19 protein-coding genes are annotated in these 18,299 nt (G+C 66.5%); 14 read left to right on the plus strand and 5 right to left on the minus strand.

Annotation, left to right across the window (positions count from 1 at the left end):
• Positions 1-67: 67 nt before the first annotated feature.
• The 10 genes from nudE to AC5P5X_RS01420 all read left to right on the plus strand — a co-directional run bounded on the left by nudE (position 68) and on the right by AC5P5X_RS01420 (position 7,536).
• The gene (nudE, locus tag AC5P5X_RS01375) at positions 68-631 is read left to right on the plus strand and encodes an ADP compounds hydrolase NudE (RefSeq protein ID WP_005414246.1); all 564 of its coding nucleotides are present in this window, start codon (positions 68-70) and stop codon (positions 629-631) included.
• On the plus strand, positions 628-1,431 hold the full coding sequence (gene cysQ, locus AC5P5X_RS01380; RefSeq protein WP_005410708.1) for a 3'(2'),5'-bisphosphate nucleotidase CysQ: 804 nt from the start codon (positions 628-630) through the stop codon (positions 1,429-1,431). Before nudE ends, cysQ begins: the two co-directional genes overlap by 4 nt.
• A gap of 13 nt (positions 1,432-1,444) precedes the next feature.
• Positions 1,445-2,284: a nucleoside triphosphate pyrophosphohydrolase gene (gene mazG / locus AC5P5X_RS01385; RefSeq protein ID WP_111189613.1), complete on the plus strand. Its 840-nt coding sequence runs from the start codon at positions 1,445-1,447 to the stop codon at positions 2,282-2,284.
• On the plus strand, positions 2,281-2,610 hold the full coding sequence (locus AC5P5X_RS01390) for a YnfA family protein (RefSeq protein WP_005410706.1): 330 nt from the start codon (positions 2,281-2,283) through the stop codon (positions 2,608-2,610). The genes mazG and AC5P5X_RS01390 overlap by 4 nt, the downstream gene beginning before the upstream one ends.
• Before the next feature lie 125 nt (positions 2,611-2,735).
• Positions 2,736-3,038 (plus strand): Mpo1-like protein, encoded by a 303-nt coding sequence (locus AC5P5X_RS01395; protein ID WP_111189612.1) that lies wholly within the window; start codon positions 2,736-2,738, stop codon positions 3,036-3,038.
• Between the two features lie 66 nt (positions 3,039-3,104).
• On the plus strand, positions 3,105-4,064 hold the full coding sequence (locus AC5P5X_RS01400; RefSeq protein WP_005410704.1) for an SPFH domain-containing protein: 960 nt from the start codon (positions 3,105-3,107) through the stop codon (positions 4,062-4,064).
• A 1-nt stretch (position 4,065) separates the two neighbouring features.
• On the plus strand, positions 4,066-4,509 hold the full coding sequence (locus AC5P5X_RS01405; protein ID WP_049459289.1) for an NfeD family protein: 444 nt from the start codon (positions 4,066-4,068) through the stop codon (positions 4,507-4,509).
• 144 nt (positions 4,510-4,653) lie between these two features.
• A complete protein-coding gene (gcvT, locus tag AC5P5X_RS01410; protein WP_099523531.1) occupies positions 4,654-5,766 on the plus strand; it encodes a glycine cleavage system aminomethyltransferase GcvT in 1,113 nt (370 codons plus the stop codon).
• Positions 5,767-5,859: 93 nt separating this feature from the next.
• On the plus strand, positions 5,860-6,255 hold the full coding sequence (gene gcvH / locus AC5P5X_RS01415) for a glycine cleavage system protein GcvH (protein ID WP_005410701.1): 396 nt from the start codon (positions 5,860-5,862) through the stop codon (positions 6,253-6,255).
• A gap of 774 nt (positions 6,256-7,029) precedes the next feature.
• Positions 7,030-7,536: a hypothetical protein gene (locus tag AC5P5X_RS01420; RefSeq protein WP_005410700.1), complete on the plus strand. Its 507-nt coding sequence runs from the start codon at positions 7,030-7,032 to the stop codon at positions 7,534-7,536.
• Between the two features lie 119 nt (positions 7,537-7,655).
• On the opposite strand, the gene AC5P5X_RS01425 is transcribed toward AC5P5X_RS01420, so the two are convergent.
• Positions 7,656-8,549 (minus strand): LysR substrate-binding domain-containing protein, encoded by an 894-nt coding sequence (locus AC5P5X_RS01425; protein ID WP_111189611.1) that lies wholly within the window; start codon positions 8,547-8,549, stop codon positions 7,656-7,658.
• Positions 8,550-8,663: 114 nt separating this feature from the next.
• Between AC5P5X_RS01425 and AC5P5X_RS01430 the strand changes: the two genes are divergently transcribed.
• Entirely contained in the window at positions 8,664-9,422 is a 759-nt protein-coding gene (locus AC5P5X_RS01430) for an SDR family NAD(P)-dependent oxidoreductase (protein ID WP_111189610.1), read from the plus strand.
• A 99-nt stretch (positions 9,423-9,521) separates the two neighbouring features.
• On the opposite strand, the gene AC5P5X_RS01435 is transcribed toward AC5P5X_RS01430, so the two are convergent.
• Positions 9,522-10,922: a serine hydrolase domain-containing protein gene (locus AC5P5X_RS01435; RefSeq protein WP_005410697.1), complete on the minus strand. Its 1,401-nt coding sequence runs from the start codon at positions 10,920-10,922 to the stop codon at positions 9,522-9,524.
• A 324-nt stretch (positions 10,923-11,246) separates the two neighbouring features.
• Between AC5P5X_RS01435 and AC5P5X_RS01440 the strand changes: the two genes are divergently transcribed.
• Both AC5P5X_RS01440 and AC5P5X_RS01445 read left to right on the plus strand, forming a co-directional pair.
• Positions 11,247-12,536, plus strand: coding sequence for an NTP/NDP exchange transporter (locus AC5P5X_RS01440; RefSeq protein ID WP_181453403.1), 1,290 nt, complete (start codon positions 11,247-11,249; stop codon positions 12,534-12,536).
• 42 nt (positions 12,537-12,578) lie between these two features.
• Entirely contained in the window at positions 12,579-12,929 is a 351-nt protein-coding gene (locus AC5P5X_RS01445) for a DUF1304 domain-containing protein (RefSeq protein WP_111189609.1), read from the plus strand.
• A gap of 500 nt (positions 12,930-13,429) precedes the next feature.
• Here AC5P5X_RS01445 and AC5P5X_RS01450 read toward each other — a convergent pair whose 3' ends face one another.
• From AC5P5X_RS01450 to AC5P5X_RS01460, 3 genes are all read right to left on the minus strand, one after another.
• A complete protein-coding gene (locus tag AC5P5X_RS01450; protein ID WP_111189057.1) occupies positions 13,430-13,897 on the minus strand; it encodes a hotdog fold domain-containing protein in 468 nt (155 codons plus the stop codon).
• A 76-nt stretch (positions 13,898-13,973) separates the two neighbouring features.
• Positions 13,974-16,451 carry an acyl-CoA dehydrogenase gene (locus tag AC5P5X_RS01455; protein ID WP_024956326.1) on the minus strand — a complete coding sequence of 826 codons (2,478 nt, stop codon included), beginning with the start codon at positions 16,449-16,451 and terminating at the stop codon, positions 13,974-13,976.
• Entirely contained in the window at positions 16,448-17,365 is a 918-nt protein-coding gene (locus AC5P5X_RS01460; RefSeq protein ID WP_005410691.1) for an alpha/beta fold hydrolase, read from the minus strand. Before AC5P5X_RS01460 ends, AC5P5X_RS01455 begins: the two co-directional genes overlap by 4 nt.
• A 141-nt stretch (positions 17,366-17,506) precedes the next feature.
• Here AC5P5X_RS01460 and AC5P5X_RS01465 point away from each other — a divergent pair, with 141 nt between their 5' ends.
• Positions 17,507-18,106 carry a TetR/AcrR family transcriptional regulator gene (locus tag AC5P5X_RS01465; protein WP_005410690.1) on the plus strand — a complete coding sequence of 200 codons (600 nt, stop codon included), beginning with the start codon at positions 17,507-17,509 and terminating at the stop codon, positions 18,104-18,106.
• Positions 18,107-18,299 lie beyond the last annotated feature (193 nt).

Below are 18,299 nucleotides of genomic sequence, written 5' to 3' on the forward strand. Positions count from 1 at the left end.
TGAACATGTTGCTGCCTGCACATTCTATCGGCCCCGGCGCTGGCGCCGGCCGCCGCGGAGATTCCGCATGAACGATGACCGTGCCGGCCGGCGCTTGCCGATCATCCATCGGATCACCGATGAGGAGAACGGCCCCTTCCAGCGCCAGCACCTGGACCTGGAGTTCTCCAACGGTGAACGCCGCCGCTTCGAACGCCTGGTCAGCCGTGGCCATGGTGCGGTGGTGGTGGTGCCGATGCTCGATGACGAGACGGTGCTGCTGGTTCGTGAATACGCCGCTGGCATGCACCGCTATGAACTGGGCCTGGTCAAGGGCCGGATCGACGCCGGCGAAACCCCCGGGGAGGCCGCCGACCGCGAGCTGAAGGAAGAGGCCGGGTACGGTGCACGCCGGGTCGACGTGCTGCGCGCGATGACCCTGGCCCCCACCTACATGAGCCACCAGTCGTGGCTGGTGGTGGCACGCGACCTGTATCCGGAAAAGCTGGCCGGCGACGAGCCGGAAGAACTGGAGGTGGTGCCGTGGAAGCTGGCCGAACTGGACCAGCTGATGCTGCGCGAGGACTTCTCCGAGGGACGCTCGCTGGCGGCGCTGTTCATCGCTCGCCAGTGGCTGCAGGGAACGCGATGATCAAACTGACCACGGACCTGCGCGAGACCGCCATCGCCATCGCCCAGGAAGCCGGACAGGCCATCATGCAGGTGTACGCCGATGGCTTCGAGGTGCAGATCAAGGACGACGACAGCCCGGTCACCGCCGCCGACCTGGCCGCCAACCAGGTCATCGAACTGGGCCTGCGCCAGCTGACCCCGGACCTGCCGATCCTGTCGGAGGAATCGGCGCAGGTGCCTTGGGAGCACCGCCGCCACTGGGGCGCGTACTGGCTGGTGGATCCGCTCGACGGCACCCGCGAGTTCGTCAAGCGCAATGGCGAGTTCAGCGTCAACATCGCCCTGATCTACCAGGGCGCACCGGCTTTCGGCGTGGTGCTGGCGCCGGTCACCGGCATCGTCTGGCACGCCATGCGTGGCGAGCTGGCCTATCGCCGGCAGGGCCTGCACGACACCGTGCTGCGCACCCGCACGCCGGCCACCGCCCCGCTGCGCGTTGCCGCCAGCCGTTCGCACCGCTCGCCGGAAACCGAGGCGCTGCTGGCGCGCATGGGCCGCATCGAGACCATCGCGCAGGGCTCGTCGCTGAAATTCTGCCGGATCGCCGAAGGCGGCCTGGATGTCTACCCTCGGCTGGGCCCGACCTCCGAATGGGATACCGCTGCCGGCCAATGCGTACTGCACGCCGCCGGCGGTGCGGTACTGTCGGCCGCGACCGGCAAGCCGTTCCGCTACAACCGCCGGGAAACCCTGTTGAACGGCGATTTCATTGCCCTTGGTGATACCAGCCTGCCGTGGCGCGACTGGTTGTCCGACTGACCCTGGAGGCCGCATGAGCGCGCACGACACCCCCACCACCGGCAGCGCCGCCGCCCACGAGCTGGAGCGCCTGCTGGCGATCATGGCGCGCCTGCGCGACCCGCAGGGCGGCTGCCCGTGGGATCTGGAGCAGAACTTCGCAACCATCGCGCCGTACACCATCGAGGAAGCCTACGAGGTGGCCGATGCGATCGACCGTGGCGATCTCGACGATCTCTGTGACGAGCTGGGCGACCTGCTGCTGCAGGTGGTGTTCCATGCGCGCATGGCCGAAGAGCAGGGGGCCTTTGCCTTCGCCGAGGTCGCACGCGCGATCAGCGACAAGATGCAGCGCCGTCACCCGCACGTGTTCGCCGACGTGAGCGTCGACGATGCCGACGGCGTGACGCGCAACTGGGACGCGATCAAGCGTGCCGAGCGTGCCGCCAAGGGCGAGCAGGACACCTCCGAGCTGGCCGGCATTTCGCGCGGGCTGCCGGAATGGCAGCGGGCGGTGAAGCTGCAGTCGCGTGCGGCCAAGGTCGGCTTCGACTGGCCCGGCCCGTTGCCGGTGCTGGACAAGGCGGCCGAGGAACTGCAGGAACTGCGCGAGGAGTTCGAGCGCGGCGATATCGCCGGCAACAAGGCGCGGCTGCAGGAAGAACTGGGCGACCTGCTGTTCGTCTGCGCCAACCTGGCGCGCCATGCCGACATCGACCTGGGTGCGGCGCTGCGCGGGGCCAACCACAAGTTCGAGCGGCGCTTCCGCGCGATGGAAGCGCAGGCCGACGCGCAGGGTGGGGCGCTGGCTGCGATGGACCTGGATGCGCAGGAAGCGCTGTGGCAGCACGCCAAGGCAGCAGAAAAAGCGTGAAGACGCTTGGCCTGTTCCTGCTGACCGCGCTGGCCGAGATCGTCGGCTGTTACCTGCCATGGTTGTGGCTGCGCAAGGGAGGCAGCGTCTGGTTGCTGCTGCCGGCCGCGGCCAGCCTCGCCCTGTTCGCGTGGCTGTTGACCCTGCACCCGACCGCCAGTGGGCGGGTCTATGCGGCCTACGGTGGCGTGTACATCGGCACCGCGCTGTTCTGGTTGTGGTTGGTCGACGGCATCCGCCCCAGCCGCTGGGACCTGCTGGGCGCTGCGCTGTGCCTGGCCGGCATGGCGGTGATCATGTTCGGGCCGCGCACCTCATCAGGGTAGCGCCGGGCCATGCGTGGCTGCGCCTCCTTCCGACCGCGCTGGCGCGCGCAAGCCGGGCATCGCTCGGCGCCACAAGGTCAGCGATGGTGCATGATGGCGACGACCCCGGTCCCCGGAGCACGCGCATGTCCCGCTTCGCCAGCTTCCGCGAGTTCTATCCGTTCTACCTCAGCGAGCACCGCCACCCGGTCTCGCGCCGGCTGCACTTCATCGGCAGCTGCGGCGTACTGCTGCTGGTCGTGGCGGCGATCCTGCGTGGGCAGCCGGTGCTGCTGCTGGCTGCCCTGTTCTGCGGTTACGGCTTCGCCTGGGTCGGTCACTTCTTTTTCGAGAAGAACCGCCCGGCGACATTCCAGCACCCGCTGTACTCGTTCATGGGCGACTGGGTGATGTTCGCCGACATCCTGCGCGGGCGCATGCCCTGGTAGCTCCGCTGTGCATGCGGCCTTCACGCGCTATGCTGGGGCCTGGACGTCATAGATAAGGAAAGCAAGATGTTCCCGACCATGTTCTTTACCGTGGTGCTGGCCTTCGTGGCCGTGGTGATCCTGTTCAAGGCGGTACGGATGGTGCCCCAGGGCTACGAGTGGACCGTCGAGCGCTTCGGGCGCTACACGCACACCATGACCCCCGGCCTGCACTTCCTGATTCCGATCGTGTACGGGGTCGGGCGCAAGGTGAACATGATGGAGCAGGTGCTGGATGTACCCAGCCAGGAAGTGATCACCAAGGACAACGCCGCCGTGCGGGTGGACGGCGTGGTGTTCTTCCAGGTCCTGGATGCCGCCAAGGCTGCCTATGAGGTGGCCAACCTGGAAGTGGCGATGATCGCCCTGGTGCAGACCAACATCCGTACCGTGATCGGTTCGATGGACCTGGATGAATCGCTCAGCCAGCGCGAGGTGATCAATGCCCAGCTGCTGAGCGTGGTCGACCATGCCACCAATCCCTGGGGCGTGAAGGTCAACCGCATCGAGATCCGCGACATCCAACCGCCGCGCGACCTGCTGGATGCGATGGCGCGGCAGATGAAGGCCGAGCGCGAGAAGCGCGCGCAGATTCTAGAGGCAGAGGGTTCCCGCCAGTCGGAGATCCTGCGTGCCGATGGCGAAAAGCAGGCCACCGTGCTGGAGGCCGAAGGCCGTCGCGAAGCTGCGTTCCGCGATGCCGAGGCGCGCGAACGCCTGGCCGAGGCCGAAGCGATGGCGACCAAGGTGGTGTCGGCGGCGATTGCCGAGGGCGACGTGCAGGCGATCAACTACTTCGTTGCGCAGAAGTACGTGGAAGCGTTCAAGGAGCTGGCCAGTTCGCCTAACCAGAAGCTGGTGCTGATGCCGATGGAGGCCAGTGGCGTGATCGGTTCGATCGCCGGCGTGGCCGAACTGGCGAAGCAGGCGCTGGCCAGCCAGGACAACAAGGCCGCCGGCAAGCGGCCGCCGCCGCTCGGAGGCTGACATGCGCTGGGAAGTCGTCGGTTGGGGCGCGCTGGCGCTGCTGCTGTTTGCCGCCGAGGCGTTGGCGCCCGGGGCATTCATGCTGTGGATCGGCATTGGCGCGGCGGCGGTGTTCGTACTGGTTGCGGTGTTCAGCGGCATTCCATTGCTGTGGCAGGTCGTTGCCTTCGTCGTGCTGAGCGTTGTCTCGATCCAGTGCTACCGGCGCTGGGGCAAGGCAAGGGCGCGACCCAGCGATGCACCGTTGCTCAACCGCCGCGCCGAACAACTGGTCGGACGGGTGGTGCCGTTGCAGCAGGGTATCGTTGGTGGGCAGGGCCGGGTCAGCATCGACGACGCGTACTGGCAGGTCAGCGGCCCGGAACTGCAGGCCGGCAGCCTGGTGCGGGTGGTGGCGGTGCAGGGCAGCACGCTACGGGTCGAGGCTGCAGACCGCCCCCTGTAGAGCCGGACCCGCGCTCGGCGCGCACACGAAGAGCCGCCGAGCATGGGCTCGGCTCTGCAGCTCCGGCGCTGCGCTGCGGCACGCCTGCGGGCGACCGATCTGGGATAATGGGGATTCTTGTTTCCTCTGCTGCCGGACCCGGTCATGACCCAGAAGACGCTGCTCAACGATACCCACCGCGCCCTCGGCGCCAAGATGGTCGATTTCGGGGGTTGGGACATGCCCATCCACTACGGCTCGCAGCTGGACGAGCACCACCTGGTGCGTCGCGAGTCCGGGGTGTTCGACGTCAGCCACATGACCGTGGTCGACCTGCGCGGTGACCAGGTCAAGCCGTTCCTGCGCCGCCTGCTGGCCAACTCGGTCGACAAGCTGAAGGTGCCGGGCAAGGCGCTGTACTCGTGCATGCTGAATCCGCGCGGCGGCGTCATCGACGATCTGATCGTCTACTACCTGGGCGACGATTTCTTCCGCATGGTGGTCAACGCATCCACCCGCGAAAAGGACCTGGCCTGGCTGCGCGAGCAGGCCGCGCCGTTCGGCGTCAGCGTCAAGCAGCGCCCGGACCTGGCCATCCTGGCCGTGCAGGGCCCGCAGGCGCGCGCGATCGTGATCGGCCTGGCCCGCGAATCCGAGCGCGAGGCGCTGACCAAGCTGGGCCGCTTCGCCGCCCTGCAGGTGCAGTCCGACGACGGCGTCGAGCTGTTCGTCGCCCGCACCGGTTACACCGGCGAAGACGGCTTCGAAATCCTGCTGCCGCAGGACGCGGTGGTCGCGTTCTGGAACCGCCTGCTGGCGGCGGGCGTGAAGCCTGCCGGTCTCGGCGCACGCGACACGTTGCGCCTGGAAGCCGGCATGAACCTGTACGGCCAGGACATGGACGAAGAGATCAGCCCGTACGAAGCGGCGCTGGCCTGGACGGTGTCGCTGGACGAAGGCCGCGACTTCATCGGTCGCGACGCGCTGGAAGCGCAGAAGGCTGCCGGCACAGCACGCCAGATGATCGGCCTGGTGATGGACGAGAAGGGCGTGCTGCGCCACGGCCAGGCGGTGACCACCGCTGGCGGCCAGGGCGAGATCCTGTCCGGCACCTTCTCGCCGACCCTGGTCAAGGGCATCGCTTTTGCCCGCGTGCCCGCCGGTGAACTCGGCGAGGTCACCGTCGACATCCGCGGCCGGCAGGTGCCGGTGCGCGTGGTCAAGTTCCCGTTCGTGCGCGAAGGCCAGGCCCAGCCAGGCGTGCTCGCCGACGCCTGATCCGGACATGCCGGTCGTCACTGACAGCAGTGGCGGCCGGTTGGTTACACTAGCCCCGTTTTTTCCACCCCTGCATATCTCTGGAGCAGTCCCATGAGCGAGATCCCCGGCGACCTCAAGTTCCTCAAGTCCCATGAGTGGGCCCGTGTCGAAGGCAATGGCCGCGTCACCGTCGGTATTTCCGACCATGCCCAGGGCCTGCTGGGTGACCTGGTCTACGTCGAACTGCCGGAAGTCGGCGCCGACGCCAAGGCCGGCGAACAGATCGCCGTCGTCGAGTCGGTGAAGGCCGCCTCGGACGTCTACAGCCCGATCAGCGGCAAGGTTGTCGAGGTCAACTCGGCCCTGTCCGACAAGCCGGAAACCATCAACGAAGATGCCTACGGCGAAGGTTGGATGTTCGTGGTCGAACTGACCAACGCTGAAGAGGTCAACGAGCTGCTGGACCCGGACGCGTACGCCGAAGCCCTGGAGAACGACGACCACTGAGTCGTCGTTTCCGGGTTCTGCAACGGCCACCTTCGGGTGGCCGTTTTTGTTTTGGCGAGTACGTCGGCTCATGACGCAGGGTTTGCTGCGCGCCCTCGACGCGGCATCAGCAGACCCGCGAACGGTACCGAGGGGCGTGCGCAGTTTTGCGCAAATCCGCGTTTCCGCCCCGCGCCGACGCGTCCGGATGTGAAAACTTTTCGCCCCCCGTTGCGGTGCCGTTGTGCTGGCGCTGATGCCGGCGCCGGCCGGTGCCGGCGTTGCGTGCATGCAGTGGCCGCCAACATGCATGCATATGCGCAGAGTGCCTATTTCAAGTGGTTTTTGTTCAACGCTTGCGTTGTTGTTGCTGCAGGCAACGCGCGTGCGTGGTGCTTTGTTGGTCGTCGAGGGCGGAGCGTCGCGACCGTGCAGGCAACACCGCGGATGGCGCGGATGTGAAAATTTTTCGCGGGGGTTGTTGACAGTAAAAAAAACCGTGATTAGGTTTCGCCTCAGCAGACCTTGCCTGCCAAACCGAGTGCGCAGAATCAATCGTCCGATGCGAAGCAGCCCCTTCAAGACCACCGCGACCCAGATGACGGTGGACATGGCCCCGCTTCCCCCGGAGAAATGCAAGGCACCTCCCGTTCCGATGCCCGCTCCGCCGATCGAGGCGGGCATTGCCGCATCCGTAACGGCGCGCTTGACGCGCCGGCGGTCCCCGCACGCAGCATCCGCGGGTTTGATCCACCTGGGCGTTTCAACTCCCTATCACTGACGAGGAGCCATCCCATGGCAACCAAGAAAGCTGCGAAGAAAAAGCCCGCCGCCAAGAAGGCGGTGAAGAAGGTCGCGAAGAAGGCCGCTGCCAAGAAGGCAGTGAAGAAGGTCGCGAAGAAGGCGACTGCCAAGAAGGCAGTGAAGAAGGCTGCGAAGAAGGTCGCCAAGAAGGCCACTGCGAAGAAGGCAGTGAAGAAGGCGGCGAAGAAGGTAGCCAAGAAGTCTCCTGCCAAGAAGACCGCGAAGAAGGCCGTCAAGAAGGTAGCCAAGAAGGCCACCAAGAAGACTGCCAAGAAGGCAACGGCCCGCAAGCCGGCCAAGAAGGTCGCGAAGAAGGCGACTGCCAAGAAGGCCGTCAAGAAGACCGCCAAGAAGGCAGTGAAGAAGACCGCGAAGAAGGCCACCAAGAAGGCTGCCCCCAAGAAGGCGGCGAAGAAGGTTGCCAAGCGCAAGCCGGCCGCCCGCAAGAAGAAGGCCGCTCCGGTCGCTCTGCCGGCAACCCCGGCGCCGCTGATCTAAGTACTTCCCGATAGCCGCATCCTGAAACCCCTTCCCTGGCTGCCCAGCGGGGAGGGGGTTTTTTTATGGGGCCATTGGTAGCGTCGAGCCATGCTCGACCGCCTTGCTGACGGTCGATGCTAGCGGTGCGGCGCCGGTGGAAAGCGCTCCACCAGGAAATCGATGAAGCTGCGCAGGCGGGTCGAGGGGTAGCTGTCGTGGGCGTAGACCACGTGCATCGGCCGCCCCGCGTGGCCGTGTTCGGGAAACAGCTGCACCAACCGCCCAGCCTCGACATCCGCGGCCAGAAGCAGTGCCGATTGCAGCACGATGCCCAGCCCATGCAGCGCCGCTGTACGCAGCGCTTCGCCGTTGTTGATCTGCAGTCGACCTGTGGGCACATGGCCGAGCCCGCCAGCATCGGCCTGCAGCCACTGCGCCAGCGCGCTGGGTTCGAAGGACAGGCATTGGTGCCGGGCAAGCGCCAGCAGGTCGGAGGGCGTACCGTGCCGGGCGAGGTATCCGGGCGAGGCGCACATCATCAAGCGATACGGTGCCAATGCACGCGCCACCAGCACGCTGCTGTCGGCCAGCGTGCCGATGCGCAGGGCTGCTTCGAAACCCTCCTCTGCGAGGTCGACCACGCGGTCGGTCAGCACCGCGTCGACACGCACGTCGGGGTAGCGCGCCATGTAATCGGCCAACGCCGGTACCAGCGCATGCGTGCCGAAGATCACCGGCGTGCTGATGCGCAGCGTGCCTGCAGGTGCCAGGTGCTGGTACTGGGCCTGAGCATCGGTTTCCTCCACCAGCCGCAGGATCTCCCGGCAGCGGGCGTAGTAGTCCTCCCCGAACGGCGTCATGTGCTGGCGCCGGGTGGTACGACTGAGCAACTGCATGCCCAGCCGCGCCTCCAACGCACGCAGGTGCTTGCCGGCCATCGTCGGGGAGATGGCCAGTGCTGCCGCTGCAGCGCTGAGGCTGCCCTTGTCCACGATCAGCACGTACACCTGCATGCTTTCCAGCAGGTTCATCTGAAACTCCGGGTGTTGAATGCTGAAACTTTTGCGGAGTTTATCAATCACGGGTGATCAAACAGCATGCACTGCAGGGGCCGGATCCACCGGCCGTGCTGAAAGGAGAACACGATGGATTTGAATCTTGAGGGACGCACAGCGCTGGTCACCGGGGCGGGCAGTGGCATCGGTGGCGCTGTCGCCAGGCAACTGGCCGCGCAGGGCGTACGTGTTGCCATCTCGTCACGGCGGCAGGCACCGCTGCAGGCGCTGGCGGCAGGGATCGAAGCGGCGGGCGCACCCGCGCCGATCATCCTGCTGGGCGATGTCACTGACGCCGGGGACGTGCGACGCATTGCTGACGCGTCGCTGGCGGCGTTGCAGCGGGTGGACATCCTGGTCAACGCGGCTGGCGGTTCGCGGCCAACGACCGTCGATGCAGCCGACACGATCTGGGAGGAGGCATTGGCGCTGAACTTCTCTGCCGCACGACGGCTGACCCAGGCACTGCTGCCGGCGATGCAGGCGCAGGGATGGGGGCGGGTGATCAACTTCAGCGGTTCGATGGAGCCACGTTCGGTGAATGCCGCCACCGCGGCGAAGGCAGCGTTGCATCTGTGGAGCAAGGGGCTGTCGTCGGAGGTGGCCGGGCAGGGCATCACGGTGAATGCCATTGCGCCGGGTCGGATCAACAGCCCGCAGATCCTGGACCGCCTGCATCCCACCGAGGAAAGCCGACGCGCGTTCATCGCCAGTAACATCCCGATCGGGCGCTTCGGTGAGCCGGAAGAAGTGGCGCCGCTGGTGGCATTTCTCGCCTCGCCGCTGGCCGGTTACATCACCGGTGCAGTGATTCCGGTGGACGGCGGCATGCACTACTTCGCGCATTAGCGCTGCGTTTGTAGAGGCGAGCGCGGCTCGATTCCACAACAGCCAACAAAAAGGGCGGCCCGCAGGCCGCCCTTCATGCTCACGGTCGCGCCCGCCTGATCAGCGCGGCGACGCCACCGCGCGGTTGCTGGAAGCGCCCTTGCCCTTGCGCTTGTCCTGCTGCGCCGGGCTCGCGCCTTCGGCCATCAGGTTGTCGCTGCCGAAGTCGGTGTCCACATCCAGCCAGCGCTGTGCCGGCAGGCCGAGCGCGGAATCGAGCACGGTCGGCAGCAGGCCGCTGGGCAGGCCGCTCTCGCCATTCCACATGATGGCGATGCCGAGATCGCGTTCGGGGACCAGCGCGACCAGGCCGCGGTAGCCCTGTACGGCACCGGCATGGAACACCACGTCGTGGCCGGCGTAGTCGAAGGTGCGCCAGCCCAGCGCGTAGCCGGCCGAGTGCAGGCGCTCGCGGCGCCAGCCCGAACGCATCTCGCCGGGGGTGTTGATCAGGCTCGAATGCAGGGTAGCCAGCAACGGTGCCGGCAGCACATCGGGGCGATGGCCGGTGTGCGCCAGGAGCCACTGCGCCATGTCGCTGGCGCTGGCGTTGACGCCAGCCGCCGGGGCAACACGGTAGTAGGTCGGCTTCGGTGTCAGCGACACCCAGCCGTTGCGGCTGCGCACGTGCGGGCGCGCCCAGCGCGAGCTGGCCTGGATGCCGGCCAGGCCGAGGCTGGCATCGTTCATGCCCAGCGGCTTGAAGATGCGGCGCTCGACCGACTGCTCGTAGAAGCTGCCGGAGGCGGCATAGACGACGTCGCCGATCAGGCTGAAGGCCACGTTCTGGTAGGCGTAGCAGTCGCCCGGCAGGCACTTCAGGCTGGTGTTGGCCAGCTTCTGGGTCAGCGCGTAGTACTCGGCGTTGCCTTCGATGTCGCGGTCGTAGGCGTTGTACGGCAGGCCGACGCGATGGCTGAGCACGTCGGCCACGGTCAGGCGGTCGGTGGCTTCGGGCGAGTTGAGACGGAAGCCCGGCACATAGTCGGTGACCTTGCTGTCCCAGCGCAGCGTGCCGTCGTTGACCAGCAGGCCGGCCATGGTGCCGGCGAAGGCCTTGGACAGCGACGCCAGGCGGAACACGGTGTGCGCATCGACCGGCAGCGGATTGTTGACGTCGGTAACGCCATAGCCGCGCGCGCTGAGGATGCGGCCGCCCTGCACGATGGCCACGGCCATGCCGGGCACGCGCTCGCCATAGGTGAGCTGCTGCGCCATCGATTCGATATTGGCGACGTTGAAGCCTGCGGCGGGCGCCTGCACCTGCGGCACCAGCCCGGTACGGTAGGCCGCCGGCTGGGTGTGGGCAACGGCGGTGGCCGCAGCGGACTCGATGTTGGCCGGCATCGGCGGCAACGGCGGCGGGGTCTGCGCGGTGGTGGACAAGGCAACGGGCATCAACATGCCCAGCAAACCGGTGGCCGCCGAACGGATCGGACGACGCAGGCTGTTCTTTTTCATCGGTGGGACCCGTGCGCGACTGCTGATGGCGATTCTAGCGCCGCTTTTCCTCTGTGCACAAACAAAGCGAAGATGAATGCGCATCTCGTTGAAAAAGTTGGGATTTTGACGCCTCGAAAGCGTGTATCGGAACGTGTCATCCGGACCCGGTCATGACACCGCGTTGCGGCCTTCAAACGGCTACCTGCTGGCGATGTTGCAGTGCATTGGATAACGTACGCGCTTCACCGCCCCGGAGCCTGCCATGCCGCTGTCCAACCGCCGTCATCTGGCGAGGGACGCCGCGTGAGCGCGGTACGAGGGAAGGGCCCGCTGCAGGGGCTGATGGCGGCACTGCGCGAGTCCCCGGCGCTGTGGTGGTCGTTCCTGTACTTCTTCTGCCTGCTCAGCGGCTACTACGTGCTGCGTCCGGTGCGTGAAGCCATGGCCGCCTCGGCGGACCTGGAAACGGTGTTCCCGCCCGCGCTGATTGCCTGGTTCGCCGGTCACGGCATCGCGCTGAAGGACTTCGTCCTGCAGTTCCTGTTCTCCTGCGTGTTCGTGATCATGCTGGTGCTGCAGCCGGTGTACGGCTGGCTGGTCAGCCGCTTCCCGCGACGGGTGTTCCTGCCGGCGGTGTATGGCTTCTTCATCGTGACCCTGCTTGGCTTCTACATGATGTTCGACAGCGGCGTGCCTGGCCGCGGCATGGCTTTCTTCTTCTGGATCACCGTCTTCAACCTGTTCGCGGTGGCGGTGTTCTGGAGTTTCATGGCCGACGTGTTCTCCAACGCGCAGGCGCGGGCGTACTACGGCTACATCGGCGCGGCGGGCACCGTCGGCGCGTTCCTTGGTCCGGTCATCACCAGTGCGCTGGTGCAGCGTGTGGGCATCGCCAACCTGATGCTGGTGTCGGCCGGTTTCCTGGCGATCTGCTTGTTCTGCATCTGGCGCCTGCGGCACTGGGCGGTGCTGCGCGAGCAGGAGCAGCAGTTGGTATCGGGTGAGAAGCCGATGGGCGGCAGCGTGCTGGATGGCCTGAAACTGATCGTGCGCGAGCCGTTGCTGCGCTGGCTGGCGATCATGGTGGTGTTCGGCGTGGGCGTGGGGACGCTGCTCTACAACCAGCAGGCCGCGATCGTGCGTGCGGCGTTCACTGACCCGGCGGCCAGTACCGCGTTCTTCTCGCGCATCGACCTGGCGGTGAACGCGCTGGCGCTGCTGATGCAGGTGGGCCTGACCCGCTGGCTGCTGTCGCGCCACGGCATCGCGCCGGCGCTGCTGATTCCCGGTTTCGCGATCCTGATCGGCTTCTCGGTGCTGGCAGCCTCGCCGATGCCGTTGATGGTCGCGGTGGTGCAGGTGATGACCCGCGCCAGCGAATTTGCACTGGCCAAGCCGGCGCGCGAGACCATCTACACGCGCGTGGACCGGCAGTGGCGCTACAAGGCCGGCGCAGCGATCGACACCGTGGTCTACCGCGGTGCGGACCTGAGCTTTGCCTGGGTGCACAAGGGCCTGTCATTGTTCGGCTCGCACGTGGTGTTCATCGGCGGCATGCTGGTGGCCGCGTGCATGACCGCAGCCGCGTTCGGTGTACTGCGCGAAGAAAAGAAACTGCCGCGCGACCGCTGATTTTCCGGGGCCCGATCCCCATCCCTGTCCAAGGAACTGCCCATGTACTGGATCGCACTCACCCTGACGTTGCTCGTCGCCCTGCTGCACGTCTATTTCCTGGTGCTGGAGATGTTCCTGTGGACCCGCCCGCTGGGCCTGAAGACCTTCCGCAACACGCCGGAGAAGGCGGAGACCACGCGGGTGCTGGCGGCCAACCAGGGCTTGTACAACGGCTTCCTGGCGGCAGGCATCGTGGTGGGGCTGGTGATCGGGCAGCCGGTGCTGGTGACGTTCTCGCTGGCCTGTGTGATGGTGGCGGGGTGCTATGGCGCGTACAGCGTGAGCCGGCGCATTTTCATGATCCAGGCGGTGCCGGCGATCCTGGCGTTGGTGTTTCGCGCGCTGGCGTAGTTTCCAGCCAACGGCGCAGCCCCTCGTGGGTTGGTCGCGGAATGCGGGTCGTGGATCTTGCCGGGCGGATGGGCTGGGCAGGGGACGCCGTAAACCCGTCCCTGGGGGCTTGGCCGCGGCATCCATGCCGCGGACACCCCTGCCCAGCCCATCCGCCCGACCCCGGACAGGTTCCGTGTGCGGCCAGCCCACGGAGAAGAAAAAGAAGATCAAGAGCAACAGCGGGTCGCTGCGCTCGTGGGTTCTGCGCGCACGAAAAAAGCGGCCAGTGGGCCGCTTTTGCTTTTGTTCTTATTTTTTTCTTGCGTGGGTGGACGCCGCAGAAATCTGTCAGAGGCTGGGGGCGGTGAGTTCGCGGGGGTGTCCGCGGCATGGATGCCGCGGCCAAGCCCCCAAGGACGGGTTCACGGCGTCCCCCGCGAACTCACCGCCCCCAGCCAAACCAAGGCTTTCCGCGATCAACCGTCCACCCACGAGGGGCTGCGCCGTTCGCCGGAACACTACTTCGCCGGCGACATCCACATGTCGATGACCGCGCTGAACACCTCCGTCCCCGCGCGGTCGCGCACACTCACCGTCACCGGCAGTGCATAGCCCTCGGCAGCGGCCACGATCGGCTGGGCCGGCAATGCCACCGCCTGCAGCATGCCCCGTGCCTTGGCCAGGTACTGCACCTGCATCCCCTTCGGAATCCAGCGCATGCCCTTCGGCAGCGAGGCGTCGACCATCAGCCCGGCGGTCAGTTCGGCCAGGTTGCACATCGCGATCGCGTGCACCGTGCCGATGTGGTTGCGCACCCTGCGGCGGTCGGCCAGCGTGCCTTCGCAGCGGCCGTGTTCCAGGCGGGTGATGCGCGGCGCGATGCTGGCGAAGTAGGGCGCCTTGAAACACACCGCGCGCGAGAACAGCCAGTTGCCGGCGGGCCAGCGCTGCAGGCGGTTGTAGAGCGAGAGCAGGGGCGTGGACATGGTCGGTGTTCCGGTCGTCGGATAGAGCGACGGCGGGCCGAGGCCCGCCGTCGAAGGCAACGCGTATCGCGGGCGATCAGGCGGCCTGCGAATGCGGATCCTTGTGCTGGCGGTCGTAGTAGCTGGCCGCGCGCAGTTCGTGGGTGTCGAAGTCGTCCACGGTGATCGTGTCCAGGGTCAGCGTGCGCAGCTCTTCCAGCAGGCTGCGCTCGTCCTGGGTGATCACGCCCTCGGCCACGGCTTCGTCCAGCTGGCTCTTGAAGTCCAGCGCCTCGATGCCCTTGCTCTTCAGCGCCTTCAGGAACTTGCGTTCCACCGGCTCGGCCATGATCGCCTTGCTCAGGTAGCTGTTGATGCGGCCACCCGGGTTGTTCTCGCACGGGGTCAGGAACACGCCACTGGCCAGGCGGTCGCGGGCTTCGTTCGGCGCCATCAGCAGGGCGGCGACGCGGCGGCTCAGGCGGTCGCCCGGGGCCTCGGCACGACGGCCCAGCGGGAAGATCAGCGCCCACATCAGCCAGCCGATCGGACGGATCGGGAAGTTGCGCAGGGCCGCCGACAGCGATTCCTCGATCTTGTGCACGCTGTCATGGAAGGCCCAGGCCAGCAGCGGCTGGTCGGCCTGCGGTGCGCCCTCGTCGTGGTAGCGCTTGAGCATGGCGCTGGTCATGTAGACGTGGCTCAGCACGTCGCCCAGGCGGCCGGACAGCGATTCCTTGAACTTCAGCTTGCCGCCGAGGGTCATCATCGAGATGTCGGCCATCAGCGCCAGGTTGGCCGAGTAACGGTCCAGCTTGCGGAAGTAGCGGCGGGTGTAGGCGTCACCCGGGGCGGCACCGAAGCGTGCCCCGGTCAGGCCGAACCAGAACGAACGCACGGCATTGGAGATGCCATAGCGGATGTGGCCGAACAGGCTGCGGTCGAAGTCCTGCAGGCCGGCACGGGTATCCGGATCCTGCGCGGCCTTCATTTCCTTCAGCACCCACGGGTGGCAGAGGATCGCACCCTGGCCGAAGATCAGCAGGCTGCGGGTCATGATGTTGGCGCCTTCCACGGTGATCGCGATCGGCGCGGCCTGCCAGCTGCGGCCGGCGAAGTTGCGCGGCCCCAGGATGATGCCCTTGCCGCCGATCACGTCCATCATGTCCGAGATCACTTCGCGGCTCATGGTGGTGCAGTGGTACTTGGCGATGGCCGACGGTACCGACGGCACGTCACCACGGTCGACTGCAGCAGCGGTGGCCTGCGACAGCGCGCTGATCTTGTACGCCTTGCCGCCGATGCGGGCCAGCGCTTCTTCCACGCCTTCGAAGCGGCCGACCGACAGACCGAACTGCTTGCGGATGCGTGCATAGGCGCCGGTCACGGCGGCACCGGCCTTGGCACCGCCGCTGGCGGTGGACGGCAGGGTGATCGAACGGCCCACGGCCAGGCACTCGTTGAGCATGTTCCAGCCCTTGCCGGCCATGGCCGCGCCACCGATCAGCTGGGTCAGCGGAATGAACACGTCCTTGCCGCGGATCGGGCCGTTCTGGAACGTCGAGTTCAGCGGGAAGTGGCGACGGCCGATTTCAACGCCGGCGGTGTCGCGCGGCAGCAGGCCCAGGGTGATGCCGATGTCGCGGGTGTCGCCGATCAGGCCATCCGGGTCGTACATGCGGAAGGCCAGGCCGATCAGCGAAGCGACCGGGGCCAGGGTGATGTAACGCTTGTCGAAGGTCAGCTTGACGCCGAGCACCTGCTCGCCGTTCCACTCGCCCCTGCAGACGATGCCGTAGTCCGGAATCGAGGTGGCGTCGGAGCCGGCGAACGGACCGGTCAGGCCGAAGCAGGGCACTTCGCGGCCATCGGCCAGGCGCGGCAGGTACTGGTCCTTCTGTTCCTGGGTGCCGTAATGCACCAGCAGTTCACCCGGGCCCAGCGAGTTGGGCACACCGACGGTGGAGCTGACCACCGAGGACACCGAGGCCAGCTTCTGGATCACCTTGTGGTGGGCCAGCGCAGAGAAGCCCAGGCCGCCATATTCCTTCGGGATGATCATGCCGAAGAACTTGTTCTTCTTGATGAAGGCCCACAGCTCCGGCGGCAGGTCAGCGTGGACGTGGGTGATTTCCCAGTCGTTGACCATCGTGCACAGCTCTTCGACCGGGCCATCGAGGAAGGCCTGTTCTTCGGCGGTCAGCTGCGGCTTGGGGTAATTGAGCAGGATGTTCCAGTCCGGATCACCGGTGAACAGTTCGCCCTCGAAGCCAACCGAGCCGGTTTCCAGCGCGATGCGCTCGGTCTGCGACAGCGGCGGCAGCACCTTGCGGAACACCTTCATCATCGGGCCGGTCAGCAGCGGCTTGCGGATGAACGGCAGCAGCAGCGGCACGGCGATGACGGCCAATATGGCGGCAGCCACGATCGTGGCGGTCTGGTTGACGTAGGGAATGAACCAGCAGGCGACCAGCAGGGCCACGCTGATCAGCGTCCAGGTAACCAGCCGCATGCGGTGGTAGGCGACGAACGCGCCTGCCAGCAGCAGGGCGAGGAAGGGAAGAACGATGCTCATGAGCGTGCTCCGGTGACGTGCTCGTTTGTGGCGGACGAAGCTGCAGCATCCGCTGCGGGCAACACGTCCAGATAGTCCAACACAGTAGCGGTAAAGGCGTCGTTGTCATCGCCGGCGACCATGTGCGTGGCCTGCGGCAGCTGTACATGACGCGCGTGCGGCGCCAACGCCAGGAATTCGGCGACGGTCTGTGGCGTGACCAGGTCGCTTCGGCCGCCGCTGACCAGCAGCAGCGGGCACTTCACCTGGCGTGCGGCCTCGGCCAGTGCATCCTGGTGCTGCTCGCTGTCGCGCGCCAGTTCGGCCACCAGGCGCGGGTCCCAGTGCCAACGCCAGCGGCCGTGGCCGTCCTCGCGCAGCAGTGCGCGCAGCGACTGCTCGGATTTGCGCGGACGGTGCGGCATGTAGGCCGAGATCACATCGGCGGCCTGGGTGAGCGAGGCAAAGCCGTCGGGATGGGCGGTCATGAAGGCCAGAATGCGTTCAACACCGGCGGTATCCCAACGCGGGGTGATGTCCACCAGCACCATCGCCGAGAACAGGCCCGGCCAGCGCGATTCGGCCAGCAGGCCGAACAGGCCGCCCATCGAGGCTGCGACCAGCACCGGCGGGCGTGGCTGTTCCCCGGCCAGCACGATCAGGTCATCAGCGAACTGCTCGCCGTGATAGGGCAGTTCGGCAGAATTCCAGTCCGAATCGCCGTGGCCACGGGCGTCGTAGGCCAGCGTCTGCAGCCCCGCCGCAGACAGGGCCCGCGCGGTGGCGTTCCATGCGTGCCGGGTCTGGCCGAAGCCGTGCGCGAACAACACGCGGCCACGGCGGCCGTGGTCGCTGGCGGTTGCGGCCAGGCGTGCGCCATGGGCGGCCTCCAGGCGAAGATCATGGAACGCAGCGGGAGTAGGGGACGTAACCATACTTGCTAGTATGGATCGCTTGTGAGGGAAGTCAATACTGCACGGTATGGTGCGCTGCGGCAGGTGCCCAGGCGGGCGTCGCGACGGTTTCGGCCGCAACCGCGTACTGCAACGAACCCCGGCGTATGGTTAAATCAGCCCATGAATCAACCTGACGCTTCCGCCGGCGAACCGCGCGCCGGCCGCAACAGCCGCCTGAGTGCCGAAGACTGGGCCCAGGCCGCTCTCGATCTGATTGCTGAACAAGGTGTGGGGGCCGTCGCGGTGGAACCGTTGGCGCGGCGCCTGGGTGTGACCAAGGGCAGTTTCTACTGGCACTTCCCCTCGCGTGATGCACTGCTGCAGGCGGCGCTGGAACGCTGGGAACTGTTCGAACAGGAACAGGTGTTCGGCAGCCTGGAGGACGTGCCGGATCCGCGCGTGCGCCTGCGCCAGCTGTTCCAGATGGTCGCGCACGAAGTGCAGCCGCACATCATCTACAGCGAACTGCTGAAGGCGCTGGACCACCCGATGGTGCGCCCGGTGATCGACCGCGTTTCGCAGCGCCGGCTCGACTATTTGGTTGCTTCGTTCCGCCAGGCCGGGCTCAGCTCCACCGATGCACGGCATCGCGCGCGCCTGGCCTATGCCGCCTACGTCGGCTTCCTGCAGCTGTCGCTGCAGCTGCAGCAACCCAAGCAGGCCCGCGAGGATTTCGAGGCCTATGTCGAGCATCTGATCGAGACGCTCATTCCCAGCTGAATGGGAGAATGGCGCCCTGCAAGTGCCGAATGCGCCTTGCAGGCGACCTCAATGCGCCAACGTATGTCGTGGTGAGGCTGGTTTCACGCGATTTGGGCATTTTCTTAACGACTCTTTAATTCCAGATCAAGTGTGGCTACTATCGGGTCACCAGCCGTTTTTTGTGCCTCCCTTTTGGGGCACGTCGGTTGGA

It is taken from the genome of Stenotrophomonas sp. YJH_SMC_91, assembly GCF_059368495.1.

Coding starts and splice junctions, on each gene's coding strand:
- AC5P5X_RS01465 (WP_005410690.1), top strand. CDS start 17,507: ATGAATCAACCTGACGCTTCCGCCGGCGAACCGCGCGCCGGCCGCAAC.
- AC5P5X_RS01420 (WP_005410700.1), top strand. CDS start 7,030: ATGGCAACCAAGAAAGCTGCGAAGAAAAAGCCCGCCGCCAAGAAGGCG.
- AC5P5X_RS01405 (WP_049459289.1), top strand. CDS start 4,066: ATGCGCTGGGAAGTCGTCGGTTGGGGCGCGCTGGCGCTGCTGCTGTTT.
- gcvT (WP_099523531.1), top strand. CDS start 4,654: ATGACCCAGAAGACGCTGCTCAACGATACCCACCGCGCCCTCGGCGCC.
- mazG (WP_111189613.1), top strand. CDS start 1,445: ATGAGCGCGCACGACACCCCCACCACCGGCAGCGCCGCCGCCCACGAG.
- AC5P5X_RS01430 (WP_111189610.1), top strand. CDS start 8,664: ATGGATTTGAATCTTGAGGGACGCACAGCGCTGGTCACCGGGGCGGGC.
- AC5P5X_RS01455 (WP_024956326.1), bottom strand. CDS start 16,451: ATGAGCATCGTTCTTCCCTTCCTCGCCCTGCTGCTGGCAGGCGCGTTC.
- AC5P5X_RS01395 (WP_111189612.1), top strand. CDS start 2,736: ATGTCCCGCTTCGCCAGCTTCCGCGAGTTCTATCCGTTCTACCTCAGC.
- AC5P5X_RS01435 (WP_005410697.1), bottom strand. CDS start 10,922: ATGAAAAAGAACAGCCTGCGTCGTCCGATCCGTTCGGCGGCCACCGGT.
- AC5P5X_RS01450 (WP_111189057.1), bottom strand. CDS start 13,897: ATGTCCACGCCCCTGCTCTCGCTCTACAACCGCCTGCAGCGCTGGCCC.
- AC5P5X_RS01400 (WP_005410704.1), top strand. CDS start 3,105: ATGTTCCCGACCATGTTCTTTACCGTGGTGCTGGCCTTCGTGGCCGTG.
- cysQ (WP_005410708.1), top strand. CDS start 628: ATGATCAAACTGACCACGGACCTGCGCGAGACCGCCATCGCCATCGCC.
- nudE (WP_005414246.1), top strand. CDS start 68: ATGAACGATGACCGTGCCGGCCGGCGCTTGCCGATCATCCATCGGATC.
- AC5P5X_RS01440 (WP_181453403.1), top strand. CDS start 11,247: ATGGCGGCACTGCGCGAGTCCCCGGCGCTGTGGTGGTCGTTCCTGTAC.
- gcvH (WP_005410701.1), top strand. CDS start 5,860: ATGAGCGAGATCCCCGGCGACCTCAAGTTCCTCAAGTCCCATGAGTGG.
- AC5P5X_RS01425 (WP_111189611.1), bottom strand. CDS start 8,549: ATGAACCTGCTGGAAAGCATGCAGGTGTACGTGCTGATCGTGGACAAG.
- AC5P5X_RS01445 (WP_111189609.1), top strand. CDS start 12,579: ATGTACTGGATCGCACTCACCCTGACGTTGCTCGTCGCCCTGCTGCAC.
- AC5P5X_RS01460 (WP_005410691.1), bottom strand. CDS start 17,365: ATGGTTACGTCCCCTACTCCCGCTGCGTTCCATGATCTTCGCCTGGAG.